The organism is Acidovorax sp. Leaf73 (assembly GCF_916855635.1).
In the GTDB taxonomy this organism is placed as follows: Bacteria; Pseudomonadota; Gammaproteobacteria; order Burkholderiales; family Burkholderiaceae_C; genus Acidovorax; species Acidovorax facilis.
Window position 1 is genome coordinate 405352 of sequence record NZ_CAKASI010000005.1, and the last position, 15549, is coordinate 420900.

Sequence of the window (15549 nt, forward strand, 5' to 3'; positions counted from 1 at the left end):
AGTGCAAGATGTCGAAAATGAAGACCAGAATCGGGACGACTCCAACGTGGCCCAGACCGCGCGTTCAAGACGCCAGCTCAGTCGACTGAAGCTAGCCTCGAACAGCCCCTGCACAGTCTGCTCAGCAGCGGTTGCTGTCCTTCGCTGCCGCAGTCCGTACTCACGCTGACTGCCACTAAGCGGTCGCTGGTCCTGACGACCTGGGAGCGCACAGCTGCCAATAAACGAGGCGCAGTATGTTGATTTCCACACAAACCTAACCCACCGGGGCTTGTTGGCCCAGGCGTCCCTCGACGCCAGCCGTACTCACTGGCGTCGGAGGAGAAATCCGCGTCCTTTCCTGGGGTCAAACCGCCGTTGGCATGCTGAACTCAGCGCCCGTGCGTTTGCCCGCCGGCCAGCGCTGCATGATGGATTTCTGCTTGGTGTAAAAGCGCACGCCCTCTTCGCCATAGATGTGGATGTCGCCGAACAGGCTCTTCTTCCATCCACCGAAACCGTGCCAGGCCATCGGTACGGGCAACGGGACATTGATCCCGACCATGCCCACTTCGATCCTGCGGGCGAATTCACGGGCGGTGCCACCGTCGCGGGTGTAGCAGCACACGCCGTTCCCGTACTCATGGGCGTTGATCAGATCAACAGCTTCATTCAGCGTCGCAACGCGTAGGCAGCCGAGTACCGGGCCGAAGATCTCTTCCTTATAGATACTCATCTCAGGGGTCACCTGGTCGAACAGCGTGCCACCCAACCAGAACCCGCTGTCGCAACCCGCGCCCGCACTTGCATGGGTGAACTCGCGCCCATCCACCAGCAGCTTCGCACCCTCGGTCTGTCCTAGCGCGATGTAGCCGGCGATCCGCTCCCGCGCGGCGCTGGTGATGATCGGCCCCATCTCCGCCTCAGGGTCCGTTCCGCTTCTGACCTTCAGCGCACGAGTCTTCTGCGTCAGGATCGGAAGGATGCGTTCGGCTGCGTCGCCGACCAGGACGGCGACGGAAAGGGCCATGCACCGCTCGCCTGCAGAGCCAAACGCTGCACCAATCAAGGCGTCCGCTGCCTGTTCCATGTCTGCGTCAGGCATGACGACCATGTGGTTCTTCGCGCCACCCAGCGCCTGCACTCGCTTGCCCTGCCTGGCGCCTTCGATGTAGATCTTGTGCGCCACCGGAGTGGAACCGACGAATGACAGCGCCTTGACGTCGGGGTGTTCCAGGAGCGCGTCCACGGCTGCCTTGTCTCCCTGCACTACATTGAACACCCCATCGGGCAGGCCGGCTTCCTTGAGCAGCTGCGCGAGCATGATCGAGGGAGTGGGGTCCAGCGGGCTGGGCTTGAGGATGAAGGTGTTGCCCGCCGCAATCGCGACGGGGAACATCCACATCGGCACCATGACCGGGAAATTGAATGGGGTGACACCGGCCACGACGCCCAGCGGTTGCCGAAAGGTCCAGTTGTCGATACCGGTAGACACCTGGTCAGTGAAATCCCCCTTGAGCAGTTGAGGAATTCCGCACGCGAACTCAACGATCTCGATTCCGCGCGTCACCTCGCCCTGGGCATCAGACGTCACCTTGCCATGCTCGCGGGTGATGGCAGCAGCCAACTCGTCACGATGCCGGTTCAGCAGCTCCAGGAACTTGAACAGCACGCGCGCGCGGCGGATGGGAGGCGTCTGCGACCAGGCGGGAAAGGCGCGCACGGCGGATTCGACGGCGCGGTCGACATCCTCACTCGTCGCCAGCGAAACACGCGCGGCAATGGCGCCCGTTGCTGGGTTGAAAACAGGCGAGGTCTTGATGTCAGCGACCGGGGTGACCTGGCCGTCGATCCAATGGCCGACGCTATGCGCAACTGGGGTATCAGCGTTACTGCGGGTTGGAGTCATGGCGTTTGGCGTTGGGTGATTTCTGCGTTTTTGGAGTTCCTGACCAGCTCGATGGCGGCCAGACAGTCGGTGGCGTTGTAGTACTTCTCGACGCTCTCGGCGACCTTGCGGCGGTCTTCCCCGTAAAGGGTCCAACGCCAGAGGTTTGAGCTTTCTTCGCGGTAATAGATGAATTTCATGGGGTCTTTGCTCCTGGGGATTAGCGCGGGGTCTCACCCTGCATCGTTTGCTGCATGGATGGCCGCTGGGCAAATTGGTCGTACCACTTGGCCAGGTGTGGCGCTGGATTGCGCCAGTCGTCCTCCGGGAAGCGGAAGTCGGATGTGGCGCAGGCGCACGCCACCGCGATCTGGCCCAGATCCGGCTCATCTCGAAAGTCGCCGCAGATCTTGTCGAGGTACTCGTAGCAGCGGTCCTGTCGGTCCATCATCTTGCGCACGAAGCTGCCCGAAAATTCCTGCGGATTGGGCGACCCTTCGCGCTTGCGCAGCATCTCTGCGCGCCGCAGCACTTGGGCCTCCATCAAGCCATGTGTGGCGATGGAGACAACGGAGAGAATCTCCCAGCGCTCCCTTCCCGTCTGAGGGCACAACCGGAAGTTGCCGAGTTCGTCGTTCAGGTACTCGCAAATCGTTGACGAGTCGGTCAAGCGCAATCCGTCTTCGGTCAGCAATGCTGGAATCCTGGCGATCGGGGATGCGTCGAGAAAATCCTCCCGATACGGGGTGGTCTCGGTCCCCCAGTTGTGAGGCCAGTTGGTGGGGATCAACTCGAAGCGGTCTTCCAGACCCAGTTCGATGAGCGTGACGCGGCACTTGCGCGTGAAGTGCGAGGCAGGGGTGATGAAAAGTTTGTTCATGAGATTCAATGGCCAAAGTACAGCCGCAGGGCTGTTTCAGAGATTTCCCGCCGCTGCAGTGGGTCGGGGACCGCGTCCAGGAAGGACTTGACCGCTTCGCCATAGGCGTAGCCCTCATGCGCCGCGACGAATGGCCAGTCGCTGCCCCAGAGCACGCGCTCCGTGCCGACGGAAGAGAGCAATGCGGCGCCAACTTGCGGGCCGATGTCCCCAAGGCGGTGCCAGGCGGCCATCTTGACCCAGGTGCGCTTGTTGTCCACGGCGCGTACCGCCGCTTGGAAACCAGGGCACTGGGTTCCGAGCTCGGGGGCCGGGAATCCGAAGTGGTCGACGACCACCTTCGCGGGGCAGTCCGATAGCGCTTCCAGCACCGGTCCGAGGCGCTCGCCGCCCAGCAAGATTTGGACGTGCATATCCAGATCCGCCAGGCGTGTCAGGAACAGCCTGTACTCGGCTGAACGGAGGTCCGGCAGGTCTTGCTGCATAAACCACACCCATCGGACACCGACCACCCCGTCGTCTCGCATCCGGCGCAGGATGTAGGGATCGACGGTCGGTGCAACGATGACCGTGCCGCGCAGCCGCGACGACGCCCGCAGGGACTGGAGCGTGTACTCGTTGTACTCACCGAACATGCTGGCCGCAGCAATCACTCCAAACGGGATGTGGTGCGCGTCCAGCGTGGACAGGAAGTCCTCGACCAGGGCAGGCTTCTCGACCCCGCGCCACGCATCCTTGGCCAACGGCATCGCGGTGGTATAGATATGGGCGTGCGTGTCCACCAAAGGCAGCTCCGCCACGCCTGTGACCTCGGTCATGCTTTCAGTCCTCGTCATTGCTGCGGGTTGAACTTGTAGACGTTGGTACGCTGGGCCAGCTCCGGCACAGGCACGCCTGCGCGAATGTCCGCGTACCGCTTGGCCTCGCCGGCCGCGATTTCGTGGGCGCGCTGGAGTACGGCTTGCACCGCATCCCGTGGGACGAAACAGACGGCCCCCTCGTCAGCCACCACCAGGTCACCAGGCCGCACCTGGACGCCAAGAATGGTTACGGTTCCGTTCACAGCCACCGTCTCCAGCCGCCACTTCCCAGTGATCGAGCTGGCCCCCCGCGACCAGATTGGGAACTGGTGTTCGCGTGCGTGCTGGACGTCCCGGATGCCGCCGTCGATGATCGCGCCGACCTCGCCCTGGCGTTGTGCGATGGTGACGGAGAGTCCGCCCATATTGGAGATGCCCACCACGCCCTCGATCACCAGGACATCGCCAGGCTCGGCCAGGTTGTGCGCTTCGATCTCCGCCATCTTCGAGACCCGCTCCTTCGCCCCGCGGTAGGAGTTGTCCCGCTGTTCGACATTGCGAAGCGTGAGGGCGGGACCGACGATCCTGGCAGAGGAGAAGTTGGGCGGCAGGTTGCAGCCGGGCACCACGGTGTCGATTCCCATTTCGTCCAATGCATCGGAGACCGTGCCAGTGAGGTCTTCCAGCTGGTGGAAGCCGTCGATGATTTCCCGGTCATAGCGCGGGATGCTCAGCTGCAGGATCGCTTCGCGCGGAATCTTTCCCAGGGGTTGCTTCGTCATGTGTGCTCCTTGGCTTTTTATGAAAGGACGGTCTTAAAGAGGCGCATGAAGTTGCCTTGCGCGATGCCTTCAACCTGGGCCCGGGTCAACTCCTGCGCGAGAAGGGACTCAAGCAGTTCCTGCTGCTGTTGCAAGTTGTCCACCGGAAAACGCCAGGGCCAGGTGCCATACACCTCGGGCTTTTTCATGAACTCCTGGTAGCGCTCCGCGGGCTGGTCGGTGATGAAGTCGGAGCCGATTCCCACGTGCTCAGCGCCTATGCGCTGGGCACAATGGGTGATATGGGCGATGACGTCCTTGGCCGAGGGCGCGCCTTCCGTGGGCATGCGCACCAACGGCGGGAGGTAGGTGATGCCGATCACGCCGCCGTTGTCCTTCAGCGCGTCGAGCAGGGCATCGGACTTGTTGCGCATGTTCGGACAGACCGTAAATGCGTTGGCATGCGTGACGGCGACGGGATGCTTGGACAGCTTCGTCGCCTCGACGCCCGAACGGTCGCCGACGTGCGACAGGTCGATCACGATGCCCAGCTCGTTCAAGGTCACGACAAGTTCGCGCCCCAAGGACGACAGGCCTGCGTCGGCAGGTTCCGCGCACCCGTCGCCGTAGAGGTTGCGGATGTTGTGTGCGATCTGGATCACTCGCACGCCGGCGTCATGAAACAGGCGCAGCAGGTTCAGGTCGCGTTCGACGCCAGGGACGTTCTGGTAACCCAGAACCACAGCGAGTTTCTTGTCGGCGCGTGCGCGTTCGAAGTCGTCGGCCGACTCCACCATCCTTACCAACCCGCCCAGCGTACGCAGATGCGCGCGGTAGTTGGCCAACTGGTTGAGCGAGTGGCGAAGGTCGGGAACGGGGTTGATGCCCTGGAAGTTGTTGAGCGTGACGTGAATAGCTTCCACGCCATTTGCCAGGCAACTCTCGACGTATGGAGCTGTCAGGCGCGACCCATTGAGGAGATCGAAGATTTTGAACATAGATGTTTCGGGTTGGTTCAGGTCGTCGATCCACCAAATGGACCTTTGCGACGAAAGAATTTTCATTGGCACGTAAAATCTACGCAAATACATGCTTGCATGGTCCGTTATGTGAACCTTCTGTATTTTCTGCCTTGAAGTTTCAATGGCTTTTCTTCAAGACAACGGCCTACCTTGCCCATCGCCTGGTGCGGAGGGCCCGTCGAGTTGTGCTATGCCACGGGGCGCGGAGAATGACGCGGCCACAGCGCCACAAGGTGGAGCTTCACCCTTTGATCCGGCGCCTGGTGCTGCCGCGAGACCACTCCGCCCGCGTTCCGTCTGGGTGTTCGTGTAGGCGATGGGCTTAGTGCCGCTGCCAACCGGCCGTGGCGTGGTCGTTTACTGCTTGCGGGAGGACTTCCTCGCCGAGGGTGCGAGGGCTGGACGCCTAGCCGACGCGCCTAACCGACGCGCCTAGCCAACGCGCTGCTGAAGTGGCGGCTCGTTACGCAGAACGCCATGGCGCGGGACGGGCTGCACTCGCGCACTTTCCAATTGCCTCAAGGCGCCCTCGGCACGAGAAAGGAGCCGAACTGCAGGCCGAGGTCGGCGCGCGCTTATCGAGAATGCCGACGCCTGCGCGCGGCGCAAGCGGGTGAGTCCACACACTTGCGCGAGCGGCACTTTGCTGTGGCGCTGGCTGCGATGGACACGTTCGAGCTCATGCCTCTCCGAGGCCGGATTTCATGTGAGCGATACGATTCCGACGCGCCCGCTGTCGTTCTCCTCACGTTCGACACACAGTGGACGGGTAGGTATTGAGGCGCTGCTCATCGCCTCCGTGGACTGCCCCACAGCAGAGTGACATGGGTCAGAGGCCACGACGAGCCAGACATCGCAGGCACCGCGCCCATGTATTCATTCACCCGCTAAGCCAACGTGACGAGCAGGTCGTTCAGGGATGCTTGCCCGGTACCTGAAAAATCGACTGATGTTCGGCCGAGATAGCCACTAGGCGCTCAAAGTCAGGCGAGGCAGGTGAAATTTCACGATCAAGATGCTCGAACAACGGCTCGAGCGCCTCACGGCTGCCGATATTGAACATCTGACCGCCACCTTCGCCAAAACGGAACGAGTGAACCGTGCCCCCGGGCAAGTGCACGAGAGTCCCGGCTCGGGCGACAATCTGCTGCTCCTGATCGCCGGAGCCGAACTTGAATGCGATTTCGCCGCGCGTGACATAGAAGGTCTCATCCCACGGGTGATGGTGCGGCGGCGGACCACTGCCTTCCACACCGTCCTGCAACAAGGCTTCATATGCCCCGGTCTTTTTGGCCGAGGCAAGGACCGTCACGCTCACGCCGACGACCTGGAGTGGACGCGGGTAACTGGCAGGTTCGATGAAGAAGGCGGACCGATCGGTGGGATCCATGGTGATTTGTCTCCTGAGATTTTTGATATGAACTACGCAATGAGCCCGGCACCAAGTGGAAGATGGTGCACGGCCCGTCTACGGTGATGGATGCGCACGACCGCACGCAACCGTTGCTGCATTCGCTTCGGTGTTGCCATGCTAGTCAGAACTTGACGGGCTACAAGTCTTTGCCACTATGTTCCATTATTTGGACCCATTTCATGGGCGGCGGTGACTGGTGCATGGGTGGTCAATGAGGCAGAATCGCAGGTACTGTTCCGTAAATTGGACCCACTGATGAGCACCCAGACACTCGAGCGCGCAATCGGGCTGATCCGCATCCTGGCAGCGGGTGGCGCTGAAGGCTACCGTCTTGTAGATTTGCAGCAAACTTCCGGCCTGACCAAGCCGACGGTGCACCGCATCCTCGGCACCCTGAAGCAACAAGGGATGGTCGAGCAAGTGGAGGACAGCCGGCGCTATCGACTGGGCCAGGAGATGGCGGTGCTGGGGTGGTCGGCCAACCGCACGGTCTACGACCTCAAGGAGCTCGCCGCGGAGGACCTTGGGGCGGTCGCTGCGAAGACCGGCGACACTGCGTTCCTTTCGATCCGCAGCGGTACCGAGACGGTCTGCATCGACCGGCAGGCCGGCGCCTATCCGGTGAAGGCCTTCACGGTGGAGGTAGGAACTCGCCGCCCGCTGGGCATTGGCGCCACCGGGGTGGCCCTGCTGGCAGCGCTGTCTCCGGACGAGGCGGAGACTGTGCTGGACGCCGTCAAGGGGAGCCTGGCCCGCTTTCCCGACGCGGGGCTGCGGCAGATTCGGGAGGCCATGCAGCGAGCACAGCAGGCTGGCTACGCACTGAGTGACGGCCTTATGCTCAAAGGTGTGCGCGGCATTGCCGTCGTGATCCGCGACGGCGCGGGCCGACCCATCGCAGGTATCGGAACCGCAGCCATCAACGACCGCTTGCCACCGTCTCGCATTTCGGAGATCGTGCGGATCCTTCGTATCCATGCCAACCACGTCGAGCAACGCATTGCTACTGCCGAAAGTGGCACGGGAACTGGCAGCGTACGGCGTTTCCGCGCCGCCGAGGGAAAGCAGACCGCCCACAAGAGGTCCAAGTAATGGAACAATAAACTGAAGTGTTGCCGTTGAAGTCCCAGGAGCGGGAAGATTGAGGCGCGTTAACGGTCCATATTTTTGGACCCTCAATTTACCCGGGCCCCACAACATGAAGCGACGCCAATTCACCCAGGCCATGGTAGCCGCCGGCTGCGCGCCAGCTGCGGCCGTTCATGCGCAGGAGCCCTATCCTGGCAAGCCGGTGCGCCTGCTCGTGCCGTCCACAGCTGGTGGCGGCATCGACCAACTGGCTCGCATGTTCGCACAGCGGCTGTCCGAGCAGATGGGACAGCCTTTCGTGGTTGAAAATGTAGGCGGTGCCGGCGGCACCATCGCCTCGGGGATGCTCGCCCGGGCCGCGCCCGACGGCTACACGCTGATCTTCCAAGCCACAACCGCGGCGGTGAATGCTGCGTCGCTGCCCAAACTGCCGTTCGACGCCGCAAATGCGCTCACGCCGGTTTCCATGGCTGCACGCTTCCCCCTCGTCATGGTGGTGAACTCCGCGATTCCGGCTGGCAACCTGCGCGAGTTCATCGCACTGCTGCGCGCCAACCCGACGAAGTACACCTATGGCTCGGCCGGCGTCGGCACAGGCACTCACCTGGCTGCCGAGTGGTTCAAGCTGCTCGCCAAAGTGCACATCCTGCACATCCCTTACAAAGGAACGGCTTCGGTGATGCCCGATCTGATGTCCGGCCAGGTTCACATGCTGTTCGACGGCGTGCCGCCACAGTCGGGCCATATCAAAGCCGGAAGGGTCAGGCCGCTGGTAGTCACATCGCAGCAGCGCAGTACCGTGCTGCCTCACGTGCCGGCCATGGCTGAAGTGCTGCCGGGTTACGACCTGCCCTTCTGGACCGGCGTGTTTGCGCCTCCCGGCACTGCGGGGCCAATTGTGGACCGACTGGCTGCGGAAATCCGCAAGGCGGCGGGCTCGGCGCAACTGATGGCCAAGCTGCAGGAGTTCGGTGCTGAGGGGGCTCCCATGGCGCCGAACGAGTTCGCCCACTACTGGAAGGAGCAGATCGCGCTGTACCGCAGAATCATCAGCGACGCGAACATCAGGTTGGAGGCGGGCTGATGCTGACGCAGACGCATGAGCGTTTTCGCGTCAGTCGGTGCTGCGCCGGGCGAGAATAGTCTGGCACAAAGGTATTTCCGATCAACCTGCACTGTAAGCTTTTAAGCGTCAGAACAGGCCATTCCGAGGGATCGACATTGTGGATCGGAGCGATGCTATGCCCATTGGCTTAGCGCACGATGGACCTGCCCGAACCCAGCATCACCAGTTCCGAAAAGTTGCTGCCCGTACGGTCACCTGCGCCATAGCGCACCAACAGTCCACCCAGCTCCAGTGGTCGGAACGACTCCAGCGCGCGCACCAGTTGTTCGCGTGTGGCGCGTGGTCCGGCTCGCCGCAGGCCTTCCACCAGTACACGAGCTTCCAAATAGCCCTCCAGACCGTGGAAGGACGGCTGTGCCGCAGGATCGAGGCGGGCCAGATGCGCGCGGTATTCGCCGGCAAGCGCCGACGTGGGGCTGGTGGGCGCCGGAACCGGTTGCGAAAGCCCAATGCCCACGGCCAGCGGACCGAGCTCGGCCCGCAGGTCCTCGGCGCGAATGACCGAGAGGCCGAAGATGCGGGCCGCGCCGCCGCCCCCGCGGTAGGCGCGCAGCACACCGGCGAACGGCTTGGGCAGCACCGAGATGAAGATGACTTCGGGTCGCGCCTGCAGCAACTGCGCCGCCACCCGCTTCGCATCGTCGCTCGCTTCAAACGCCAGTTCGCCGAACTTCCGGCCCGCTCGGTGCAGCGCGCTCGTGTACGCCGCTGCGCCGGAAGGGCCGTAGGCCTCGCGACTCGTCAGTACCATGAAGCGCTGCGCGCCCAGCGTCATCTGATGCCGCACGGTGGCGGCCGCTTCCTCGATGGCCGAGACGCGCACCGGGAATATCCAGCGGCGCGGCGGCTGGCGTGCATCGTTGGCGATGCTGGAGGCGCCCACCAGTGGCGCGCCCATGCGTTCGGCCACCTCGATCACTGCCGGCACGGTCGGCGTGCCGAAGGCGCCGAGCAGGGCGAAAACTCCATCCTGCGACAGCAGCGATTGCGTCTCGCGTGCGGCCCGTGCAGTGTCGTAACCGTCGTCGCGGTCGAGGACAACGATGCGCTGGCCGGCGATGCCTCCGCTCGCGTTGGTGTGCGCCATGCAGGCGTCGGCGCCTTGCGCGCGCTGCCGGGCCATGCTGGCGAAAGCCGGAACTCCGTACGGCAGCACGCGCCCGATCCGGATCGCGTTGCCCACATCGTCCGCAGCCCGCAATGCTGGAGCCACGGTGCAGGACCCAACTGCCGCCAAGCCTTGCAGCCAATGGCGGCGTGTGAAAGACGCGGCCATGTTCAGTGCTTGGGGGTACGGGCCTCGAACGAAACCAGCTTGCCCAACGGCTGGTAGGTCTCGCCGTCGAAGCGCATCAGCTGCAGGCTCTCGATGGGATAGGGATCGGTGCCCGCGCGCGTGCTCAGCGTGATGCCGGGCAGCAGCATGCCCAGTTCAACCCTGTCCAGGTTGCGCGCGGCGTCCAGCATGGCCTGTCGCGTCGGCTGGCGCATCAGCTCCAGCACGCGCACCAGCGCTTCGCCCGTCAGGTAGCCGACTTGTCCTTGCGAATCGGTCCTGTCGAAGCGTGGCTTGGCCGCCGCATGGTCGGCCAGGTAGCGCTTGACTCCAGCGTCGTCTGCAAAATCGGCTGCTTCCACCGGCTTCACGAACTGGCTGGTGACCAGCCCCTTGGCATTGGCAAGGCCCGCAGGCCTGAGGGCAGCGACCGAGGAGGCAATGTATGAGAGCAGTGTCTCCGGCTTCCAGCCACTCTCGCTGGCGAACTTCACCGCCTGCGCGCCCTGGCGCGGTGGCGCGATGATGACCAGCGTGTCTGCACTAGATGCCTTGAGGTTGATCATTTGGGTGTCGATGGTGGGATCGACCGGCGTCACCGCCTGTTCGGCCGTAATCTGCACGCGCGAGCCCTTCAGTGCATTGGCGAAGGCGGCCTTGAAGGTCTGGCCAGTCTCGGTGTTGAGGAACAGCAGCGCCACCTTGGCGTCCGGCTTGCTTGTTTTCAGGTACTCGGCGAACACCGCAGCCTCGGTGGTGAACGACGGCACCAGCCCGATCATCCAGTTGGGTCCCTCGGCCAGCTCCTGCACGCCCGAATACATGAAGAGGTTGGGCACCTTGCGCTGCTCTACGTAACGGCCAATCGCCTGGTTGTTCGGTGTGCCGGACACACCTACCAGCGCGAACACCTCCGTCTGCTCCACCATCTTGCGCACGTTGGCAAGCGTGCGCTGCGGATCGATCGCGTCGTCCTGGATCACCAGTTCGATCGTGCGAGCCATGCCGTCGCCCATCTTGACGCCACCGGCTGCGTTGACTGCGGCGACCTTGGTGCGTATGCCTTCCGACACGGCACCGACGCCAGCGACCGGCCCGGTGAGCGGCGCTGATATGCCGATGCGAATGGTCTTGTCGGTGATGCCGGGTTCGGCCGCCTGCGCCACGGCAGCGGCCAAGCTGAACACGACGGCTGCGATGCGCTGAGCGCCGCGGCGGCGATTCACATGGGAAAGAGAGGTCATGGGGATGTCTCCTGGTTGTTGTCGTGGGGAGCGGTGGCCGTAGCAGCCGGCCGAGGGGGAAGGCCCTTACGGGCGAGTGAGAACACGGTGGGCGCAATGCGCCGTGCCAGGCCAACCAAGCCATCGCGGGCAACGAGCATCATCGCGATCAAGCAGGCGCCGTAGATCAGCCCCCCTAGCGCCGGGCTGAGTTCGGCGGTCCACTCCGGCACGAACACCACGAACAGTGCACCGAGGAAAGCGCCGCTGACGCTGCCGATGCCCCCCACGATGGCGCCGATCAGAATCTCGATCGAGCGCGCGGCCAGGAAGGACTGCGGGCTCACGTAGCCGTTGAGAATGGCGAACAGCCCGCCGCCCAGCCCGGCGAAGGCGGAACTGACGGCGAAAGCGGCCAGCCGCGCCCGAACCAGGTCCACCCCGAGTGAGGTAGCGACCAGCGGGTTGTCGCGCAGGGCCTGCAGTGCGCGGCCGCTGTCGCCGCGCGCCATGCGCAGCGCAAGCACGGTACAAACGGCGGTCGCAGCCACGCACAGCGCATACAGCCACAGGTCGGGCCCTACCGGCAGCCACGCTGGCGGCGCCGGTGGATCGAAGGTGATGCCGGTCACCCCGCGGGTCAGGCGGTCGAACTTCAGAATCAGCTGCGGCGTGAGCACCGCGACACCGAAGGTGACTATGGCCAGCTGCAGCCCGCCCAGGCGCAATGCAGGCAGGCCGATCACGACACCGGCCATCGCGGTGACGACGGCTGCAGCAGGCAGCGTCGCGAGCGCCGGCCAGCCCCCCTGCGCAACCAGGATGGCCGTGGTGTAAGCACCGCAGGCAAACAGCGCGCCCTGCGCCAGGCACACTTGGCCGGCGAAGCCGAGCAACAGATTGAGACCGAGGATGGCGAGCGCGAAAGTCAGGGCCGTGCTCACCTGCATGAGCAAGAAGTTCGGAAGCAGGGGGAGCAGCACAATCACGAGCAGGACCAGCGCGAGCGGAGCAGATTTGGCCCAGTGCGCCATGGCAAAGCGAGTAGATCGTGTCGGATCGAAACGTGCGGCAGAAGCAGGTCGCAAGGTATTCATACTCGCACCGCCATCACTTGACCGAACAGTCCCTGCGGGCGCAGCAGCAGCACTGCCAGCGTGAGCACCAACGGGATCAGCAGGCGAAGCTCTGAGCCGATGAAGGGCAAAAAGGTCGCACCCACGCTCTCGGCGACCCCGATCAAGAGACCACCCACCACGGCTCCGATAGCGCTGGTCCAGCCGCCGAGCGTGGCGGCCGCCAGCGCATACACCAGCACCGGAGCCATCATGATGGGGCTCAGGAACAGGCGCGGCGCGACGAGCACGGCAGCGAGGAAGCCGACCACACAGGCCAGGCCCCAGCCGAGCATCAGCATCGCCTCCACCCGGATACCGACAATCGTGCTCTTGTCTGCATCGGCTGCCGCGGCGCGCAGCCCGAGACCCAGGCGGGTGAAGCGGAACAGCGCGGCGAGCGACAGCGCCAGGGCGCACAGCACGCCCAGCACACCCAGGTTGTAGGCGGTAAAGCGCACGCCCGCCACTGTCCAGCCACCGGCCGGGAACAATGCGGGAAAGGTCCGCTGGTCGGCCCCCCACAGCCACAGACACAGCGCCTGGAACGCGAGAAACAGGCCGAGCGTCACCACCACCACGGTTTCCACCGAGGCGCGCGATACCGGACGCACCACCAGTTGGAACACTGCAGCGCCGAGCACGAACGCCAGCACCGCCGAAACCGCCAGGGCCAGCGCGACGGGCATGCCCCACTCGCACAGCTGCCAAGCCAGGAAGGCGCAGAAGGTCGCCATCTCACTCTGTCCGAAGTTGACGATGCGCGTGGCACCGAAAATCAACACCAGCGCTAGCGCTAGTGCCGCATAGATGGCGCCGACAGCCAGGCCGTCGACGATCTGTTGCATGAGTAACTGCATATCAGGCTCCAAGATAGGACTGCTGGATGGCGGGCGACACCAGCAACTCGTCACTGCTGCCCTGCAGCGTGATCTCGCCGGTTTCCATCACATAGGCACGCTGTGCCAGGCGCAGCGTGAGGTCGGCGTTCTGTTCCACGATGAGAAGCGTGGTTCCATGCTCACGGTTGATGCGATCGAACACACGGAACATTTCCTGCGTGACGGCGGGCGCCAGGCCGAGTGACGGTTCGTCGCACATCAGCACGCGCGGCCTCGACATCAGGGCGCGGGCAATCGCCAGCATCTGCTGCTCGCCGCCGCTCAGCCAGGCGGCGCGTTGCCGCCGCCGCTCGCGCAGCCGAGGGAATACCTCGAACCAACGCTCCATGTCGGTGGCAATCTGGCGGCGTGATGGCACGGTGTAGGCACCCAGCGCCAGGTTGTCCTCGACCGTGAAGTCGCCAAAGGTGCCACGCCCCTGGGGCACATGCGCCAGGCCGAGCGCAACTCGGCGCGCCGGGGGGATAGTGCCAATGTCGAGACCGTCGAAAAGCACCTGCCCGCGCGTCGGAAGCAGCCCGGACAGTGCGCGCAAGGTGGTTGTCTTGCCGGCGCCGTTGGCACCGAGCAGCGCGACGATCTCACCGGCATGCACGTCGATGCTGATGCCACGCAGCACCTGCGTGGCACCGTAGCCCGCATGCAGGCCACGGACTTGCAGAAGGCTCATGCCGATCTCCCGAGATACGCGGCCACCACTTGCGGATTGGCGCGGACGCTCGCCGGGTCACCCTGGGCCAGGTTGCGCCCCAGGTTCATGACGACGATCCGGTGGCACAAGTTCATCACCAATCCCATGTGGTGTTCCACCAGCAGCACGGTGAGACGGTGGCTCGCACAGATGCGCCGCACCAAGTCGCCAAACTGCGCTACCTCGCCGTGCGTCAAACCGCCTGCCGGTTCGTCCAGCAGCAGCAGGCGCGGTTCAGAGGCCAGCGCCCGCGCGATCTCCACGCGCTTCTGGGTGGGATACGGAAGCGCGTCAGCTGGCTCCGCCGCAAGCGCCTGCAGGTCCAGTTCAGTAAGGATGCCATGGCAGCGCTCGGCCAGTTCTCGCTCGGCGCGCGCCGTGCGACGCGGCTGGAACAGGCTGGTGATCAGGCCCTGGCGGGCGTGGTGGTGCGCACCCAGCATCACGTTCTCAAGAACAGTCATACCGGGGTACAGGCCGACGTTCTGGAAAGTACGCGCTATGCCGGCTGCAATCACCTGGCGCGGGTGCAGCGCTACGATGTCGCGCCCCTCGAAGAGGATGCTGCCGCCAGCGATCCCGCACAGGCGCGTAATGCAATTGAATAGCGTGGTCTTGCCGGCTCCGTTTGGGCCAATGAGTCCGCAGATCTCGCCCGGCTGCAGTGCCAAGCTCACGTCCGCAAGCGCCTGCACGCCGCCGAAACGCACGCCGACCTGTCTCACCTCCAGCAGTGGTGATGGCAGGGCCACCGCTGCTGCATTTATCGGTGATGTCATTTTTTGTCTCCTTCTTTTTGTCAAGCCGAGATGGGTCAGCTACTTCTGAGGGCCTGAGCAAATTCGCGGCGTGCGCGTTCGCCATGAATGTGCTCATAGTCAGGTGCAGGTGAGGTATCACCCGCTTCGAGATGAAGCTCGACGAACGTCGGACCGGGTGCGCTCAACAGCGACTCGGCCCTGGCTGCAAAGGCCGGTAGCGCAGAGAACGATTCGGCATGGCGGTATCCCGCGCTGCGCGCAATCCCGACAAAATCGAGAACGCCTTGTGCCGGGATGGGGTGCCCACCATTCGCTTCGTAGCTTCCGTTGCGCGAGACGAAGTGGATGAGGTTCTTCGGCGCGGCCGCCGCGATGGTGACCAGCGTTCCAAGGTTCATCAGCAAGCTGCCATCTCCGTCGAGCACCACGATGCGCCGCTGCGGCATGGCCAGCGCCAGGCCCAGCGCGTGGGAGGACGCCAAGCCCATCGCGCCCACGGCCACGTAGTTCAGAGGGTGGGGCCGAATCGCGAGCCACTCGAAGGCAGACGAGTAGGTGGACACCACTATGTCGTGGGGCAGAAGATCGGCAAGCAGCCGGAAGCAAGCGTCACGTTTCATGG

Annotated in this window: 16 protein-coding genes; 2 read left to right on the forward strand and 14 right to left on the reverse strand. The window is 63.9% G+C overall.

Features of this window, described 5'->3' with window-relative positions; all coding sequences use genetic code 11:
• Positions 1–346: 346 nt before the first annotated feature.
• The 7 genes from LPA35_RS18605 to LPA35_RS18635 form a co-directional block, all read right to left on the reverse strand.
• Positions 347–1888, reverse strand: coding sequence for a CoA-acylating methylmalonate-semialdehyde dehydrogenase (locus tag LPA35_RS18605; protein WP_228898071.1), 1542 nt, complete (start codon positions 1886–1888; stop codon positions 347–349).
• Positions 1885–2067 (reverse strand): DUF1508 domain-containing protein, encoded by a 183-nt coding sequence (locus tag LPA35_RS18610; RefSeq protein WP_057270341.1) that lies wholly within the window; start codon positions 2065–2067, stop codon positions 1885–1887. The genes LPA35_RS18605 and LPA35_RS18610 overlap by 4 nt, the downstream gene beginning before the upstream one ends.
• Before the next feature lie 20 nt (positions 2068–2087).
• Positions 2088–2747, reverse strand: a complete 660-nt coding sequence (locus tag LPA35_RS18615; RefSeq protein ID WP_057270342.1) for a glutathione S-transferase family protein — start codon at positions 2745–2747, stop codon at positions 2088–2090.
• A 5-nt stretch (positions 2748–2752) separates the two neighbouring features.
• A complete protein-coding gene (locus LPA35_RS18620; RefSeq protein WP_228898072.1) occupies positions 2753–3565 on the reverse strand; it encodes an amidohydrolase in 813 nt (270 codons plus the stop codon).
• 14 nt (positions 3566–3579) lie between these two features.
• The gene (locus tag LPA35_RS18625) at positions 3580–4329 is read right to left on the reverse strand and encodes an RraA family protein (RefSeq protein ID WP_228898073.1); all 750 of its coding nucleotides are present in this window, start codon (positions 4327–4329) and stop codon (positions 3580–3582) included.
• Between the two features lie 17 nt (positions 4330–4346).
• Positions 4347–5399 (reverse strand): dipeptidase, encoded by a 1053-nt coding sequence (locus LPA35_RS18630; protein ID WP_370641465.1) that lies wholly within the window; start codon positions 5397–5399, stop codon positions 4347–4349.
• An 844-nt stretch (positions 5400–6243) separates the two neighbouring features.
• Entirely contained in the window at positions 6244–6720 is a 477-nt protein-coding gene (locus LPA35_RS18635) for a cupin domain-containing protein (protein ID WP_228898075.1), read from the reverse strand.
• Positions 6721–6999: 279 nt separating this feature from the next.
• Here LPA35_RS18635 and LPA35_RS18640 point away from each other — a divergent pair, with 279 nt between their 5' ends.
• Together LPA35_RS18640 and LPA35_RS18645 are read left to right on the forward strand one after the other, a co-directional pair.
• Complete coding sequence (locus LPA35_RS18640) at positions 7000–7836, forward strand: IclR family transcriptional regulator (protein WP_228898076.1); 837 nt, start codon at positions 7000–7002, stop codon at positions 7834–7836.
• 106 nt (positions 7837–7942) lie between these two features.
• Positions 7943–8917, forward strand: a complete 975-nt coding sequence (locus LPA35_RS18645) for a tripartite tricarboxylate transporter substrate binding protein (protein WP_228898078.1) — start codon at positions 7943–7945, stop codon at positions 8915–8917.
• A gap of 169 nt (positions 8918–9086) precedes the next feature.
• On the opposite strand, the gene LPA35_RS18650 is transcribed toward LPA35_RS18645, so the two are convergent.
• From LPA35_RS18650 to LPA35_RS18680, 7 genes are read right to left on the reverse strand one after another with little or no spacing between them, the layout of a single operon-like run.
• Entirely contained in the window at positions 9087–10235 is a 1149-nt protein-coding gene (locus LPA35_RS18650; protein ID WP_228898082.1) for an ABC transporter substrate-binding protein, read from the reverse strand.
• A 2-nt stretch (positions 10236–10237) separates the two neighbouring features.
• The gene (locus tag LPA35_RS18655) at positions 10238–11479 is read right to left on the reverse strand and encodes an ABC transporter substrate-binding protein (RefSeq protein WP_228898084.1); all 1242 of its coding nucleotides are present in this window, start codon (positions 11477–11479) and stop codon (positions 10238–10240) included.
• The gene (locus tag LPA35_RS18660) at positions 11476–12555 is read right to left on the reverse strand and encodes a branched-chain amino acid ABC transporter permease (RefSeq protein ID WP_228898086.1); all 1080 of its coding nucleotides are present in this window, start codon (positions 12553–12555) and stop codon (positions 11476–11478) included. The genes LPA35_RS18655 and LPA35_RS18660 overlap by 4 nt, the downstream gene beginning before the upstream one ends.
• Positions 12552–13433, reverse strand: coding sequence for a branched-chain amino acid ABC transporter permease (locus LPA35_RS18665; protein ID WP_228898087.1), 882 nt, complete (start codon positions 13431–13433; stop codon positions 12552–12554). The genes LPA35_RS18660 and LPA35_RS18665 overlap by 4 nt, the downstream gene beginning before the upstream one ends.
• 1 nt (position 13434) lies before the next feature.
• Positions 13435–14145, reverse strand: coding sequence for an ABC transporter ATP-binding protein (locus LPA35_RS18670; RefSeq protein ID WP_228898088.1), 711 nt, complete (start codon positions 14143–14145; stop codon positions 13435–13437).
• Positions 14142–14945 (reverse strand): ABC transporter ATP-binding protein, encoded by an 804-nt coding sequence (locus LPA35_RS18675; protein ID WP_228898089.1) that lies wholly within the window; start codon positions 14943–14945, stop codon positions 14142–14144. The genes LPA35_RS18670 and LPA35_RS18675 overlap by 4 nt, the downstream gene beginning before the upstream one ends.
• 35 nt (positions 14946–14980) lie before the next feature.
• Positions 14981–15547, reverse strand: a complete 567-nt coding sequence (locus LPA35_RS18680) for a thiamine pyrophosphate-dependent enzyme (protein ID WP_228898090.1) — start codon at positions 15545–15547, stop codon at positions 14981–14983.
• Between the last annotated feature and the right edge of the window lie 2 nt (positions 15548–15549).

Excerpts from the sequence above, each read along its gene's own strand:
- LPA35_RS18605 (WP_228898071.1), bottom strand. The coding sequence starts at position 1,888 with ATGACTCCAACCCGCAGTAACGCTGATACCCCAGTTGCGCATAGCGTC.
- LPA35_RS18610 (WP_057270341.1), bottom strand. The coding sequence starts at position 2,067 with ATGAAATTCATCTATTACCGCGAAGAAAGCTCAAACCTCTGGCGTTGG.
- LPA35_RS18615 (WP_057270342.1), bottom strand. The coding sequence starts at position 2,747 with ATGAACAAACTTTTCATCACCCCTGCCTCGCACTTCACGCGCAAGTGC.
- LPA35_RS18620 (WP_228898072.1), bottom strand. The coding sequence starts at position 3,565 with ATGACCGAGGTCACAGGCGTGGCGGAGCTGCCTTTGGTGGACACGCAC.
- LPA35_RS18625 (WP_228898073.1), bottom strand. The coding sequence starts at position 4,329 with ATGACGAAGCAACCCCTGGGAAAGATTCCGCGCGAAGCGATCCTGCAG.
- LPA35_RS18630 (WP_370641465.1), bottom strand. The coding sequence starts at position 5,399 with ATGTATTTGCGTAGATTTTACGTGCCAATGAAAATTCTTTCGTCGCAA.
- LPA35_RS18635 (WP_228898075.1), bottom strand. The coding sequence starts at position 6,720 with ATGGATCCCACCGATCGGTCCGCCTTCTTCATCGAACCTGCCAGTTAC.
- LPA35_RS18640 (WP_228898076.1), top strand. The coding sequence starts at position 7,000 with ATGAGCACCCAGACACTCGAGCGCGCAATCGGGCTGATCCGCATCCTG.
- LPA35_RS18645 (WP_228898078.1), top strand. The coding sequence starts at position 7,943 with ATGAAGCGACGCCAATTCACCCAGGCCATGGTAGCCGCCGGCTGCGCG.
- LPA35_RS18650 (WP_228898082.1), bottom strand. The coding sequence starts at position 10,235 with ATGGCCGCGTCTTTCACACGCCGCCATTGGCTGCAAGGCTTGGCGGCA.
- LPA35_RS18655 (WP_228898084.1), bottom strand. The coding sequence starts at position 11,479 with ATGACCTCTCTTTCCCATGTGAATCGCCGCCGCGGCGCTCAGCGCATC.
- LPA35_RS18660 (WP_228898086.1), bottom strand. The coding sequence starts at position 12,555 with ATGAATACCTTGCGACCTGCTTCTGCCGCACGTTTCGATCCGACACGA.
- LPA35_RS18665 (WP_228898087.1), bottom strand. The coding sequence starts at position 13,433 with ATGCAGTTACTCATGCAACAGATCGTCGACGGCCTGGCTGTCGGCGCC.
- LPA35_RS18670 (WP_228898088.1), bottom strand. The coding sequence starts at position 14,145 with ATGAGCCTTCTGCAAGTCCGTGGCCTGCATGCGGGCTACGGTGCCACG.
- LPA35_RS18675 (WP_228898089.1), bottom strand. The coding sequence starts at position 14,945 with ATGACATCACCGATAAATGCAGCAGCGGTGGCCCTGCCATCACCACTG.
- LPA35_RS18680 (WP_228898090.1), bottom strand. The coding sequence starts at position 15,547 with ATGAAACGTGACGCTTGCTTCCGGCTGCTTGCCGATCTTCTGCCCCAC.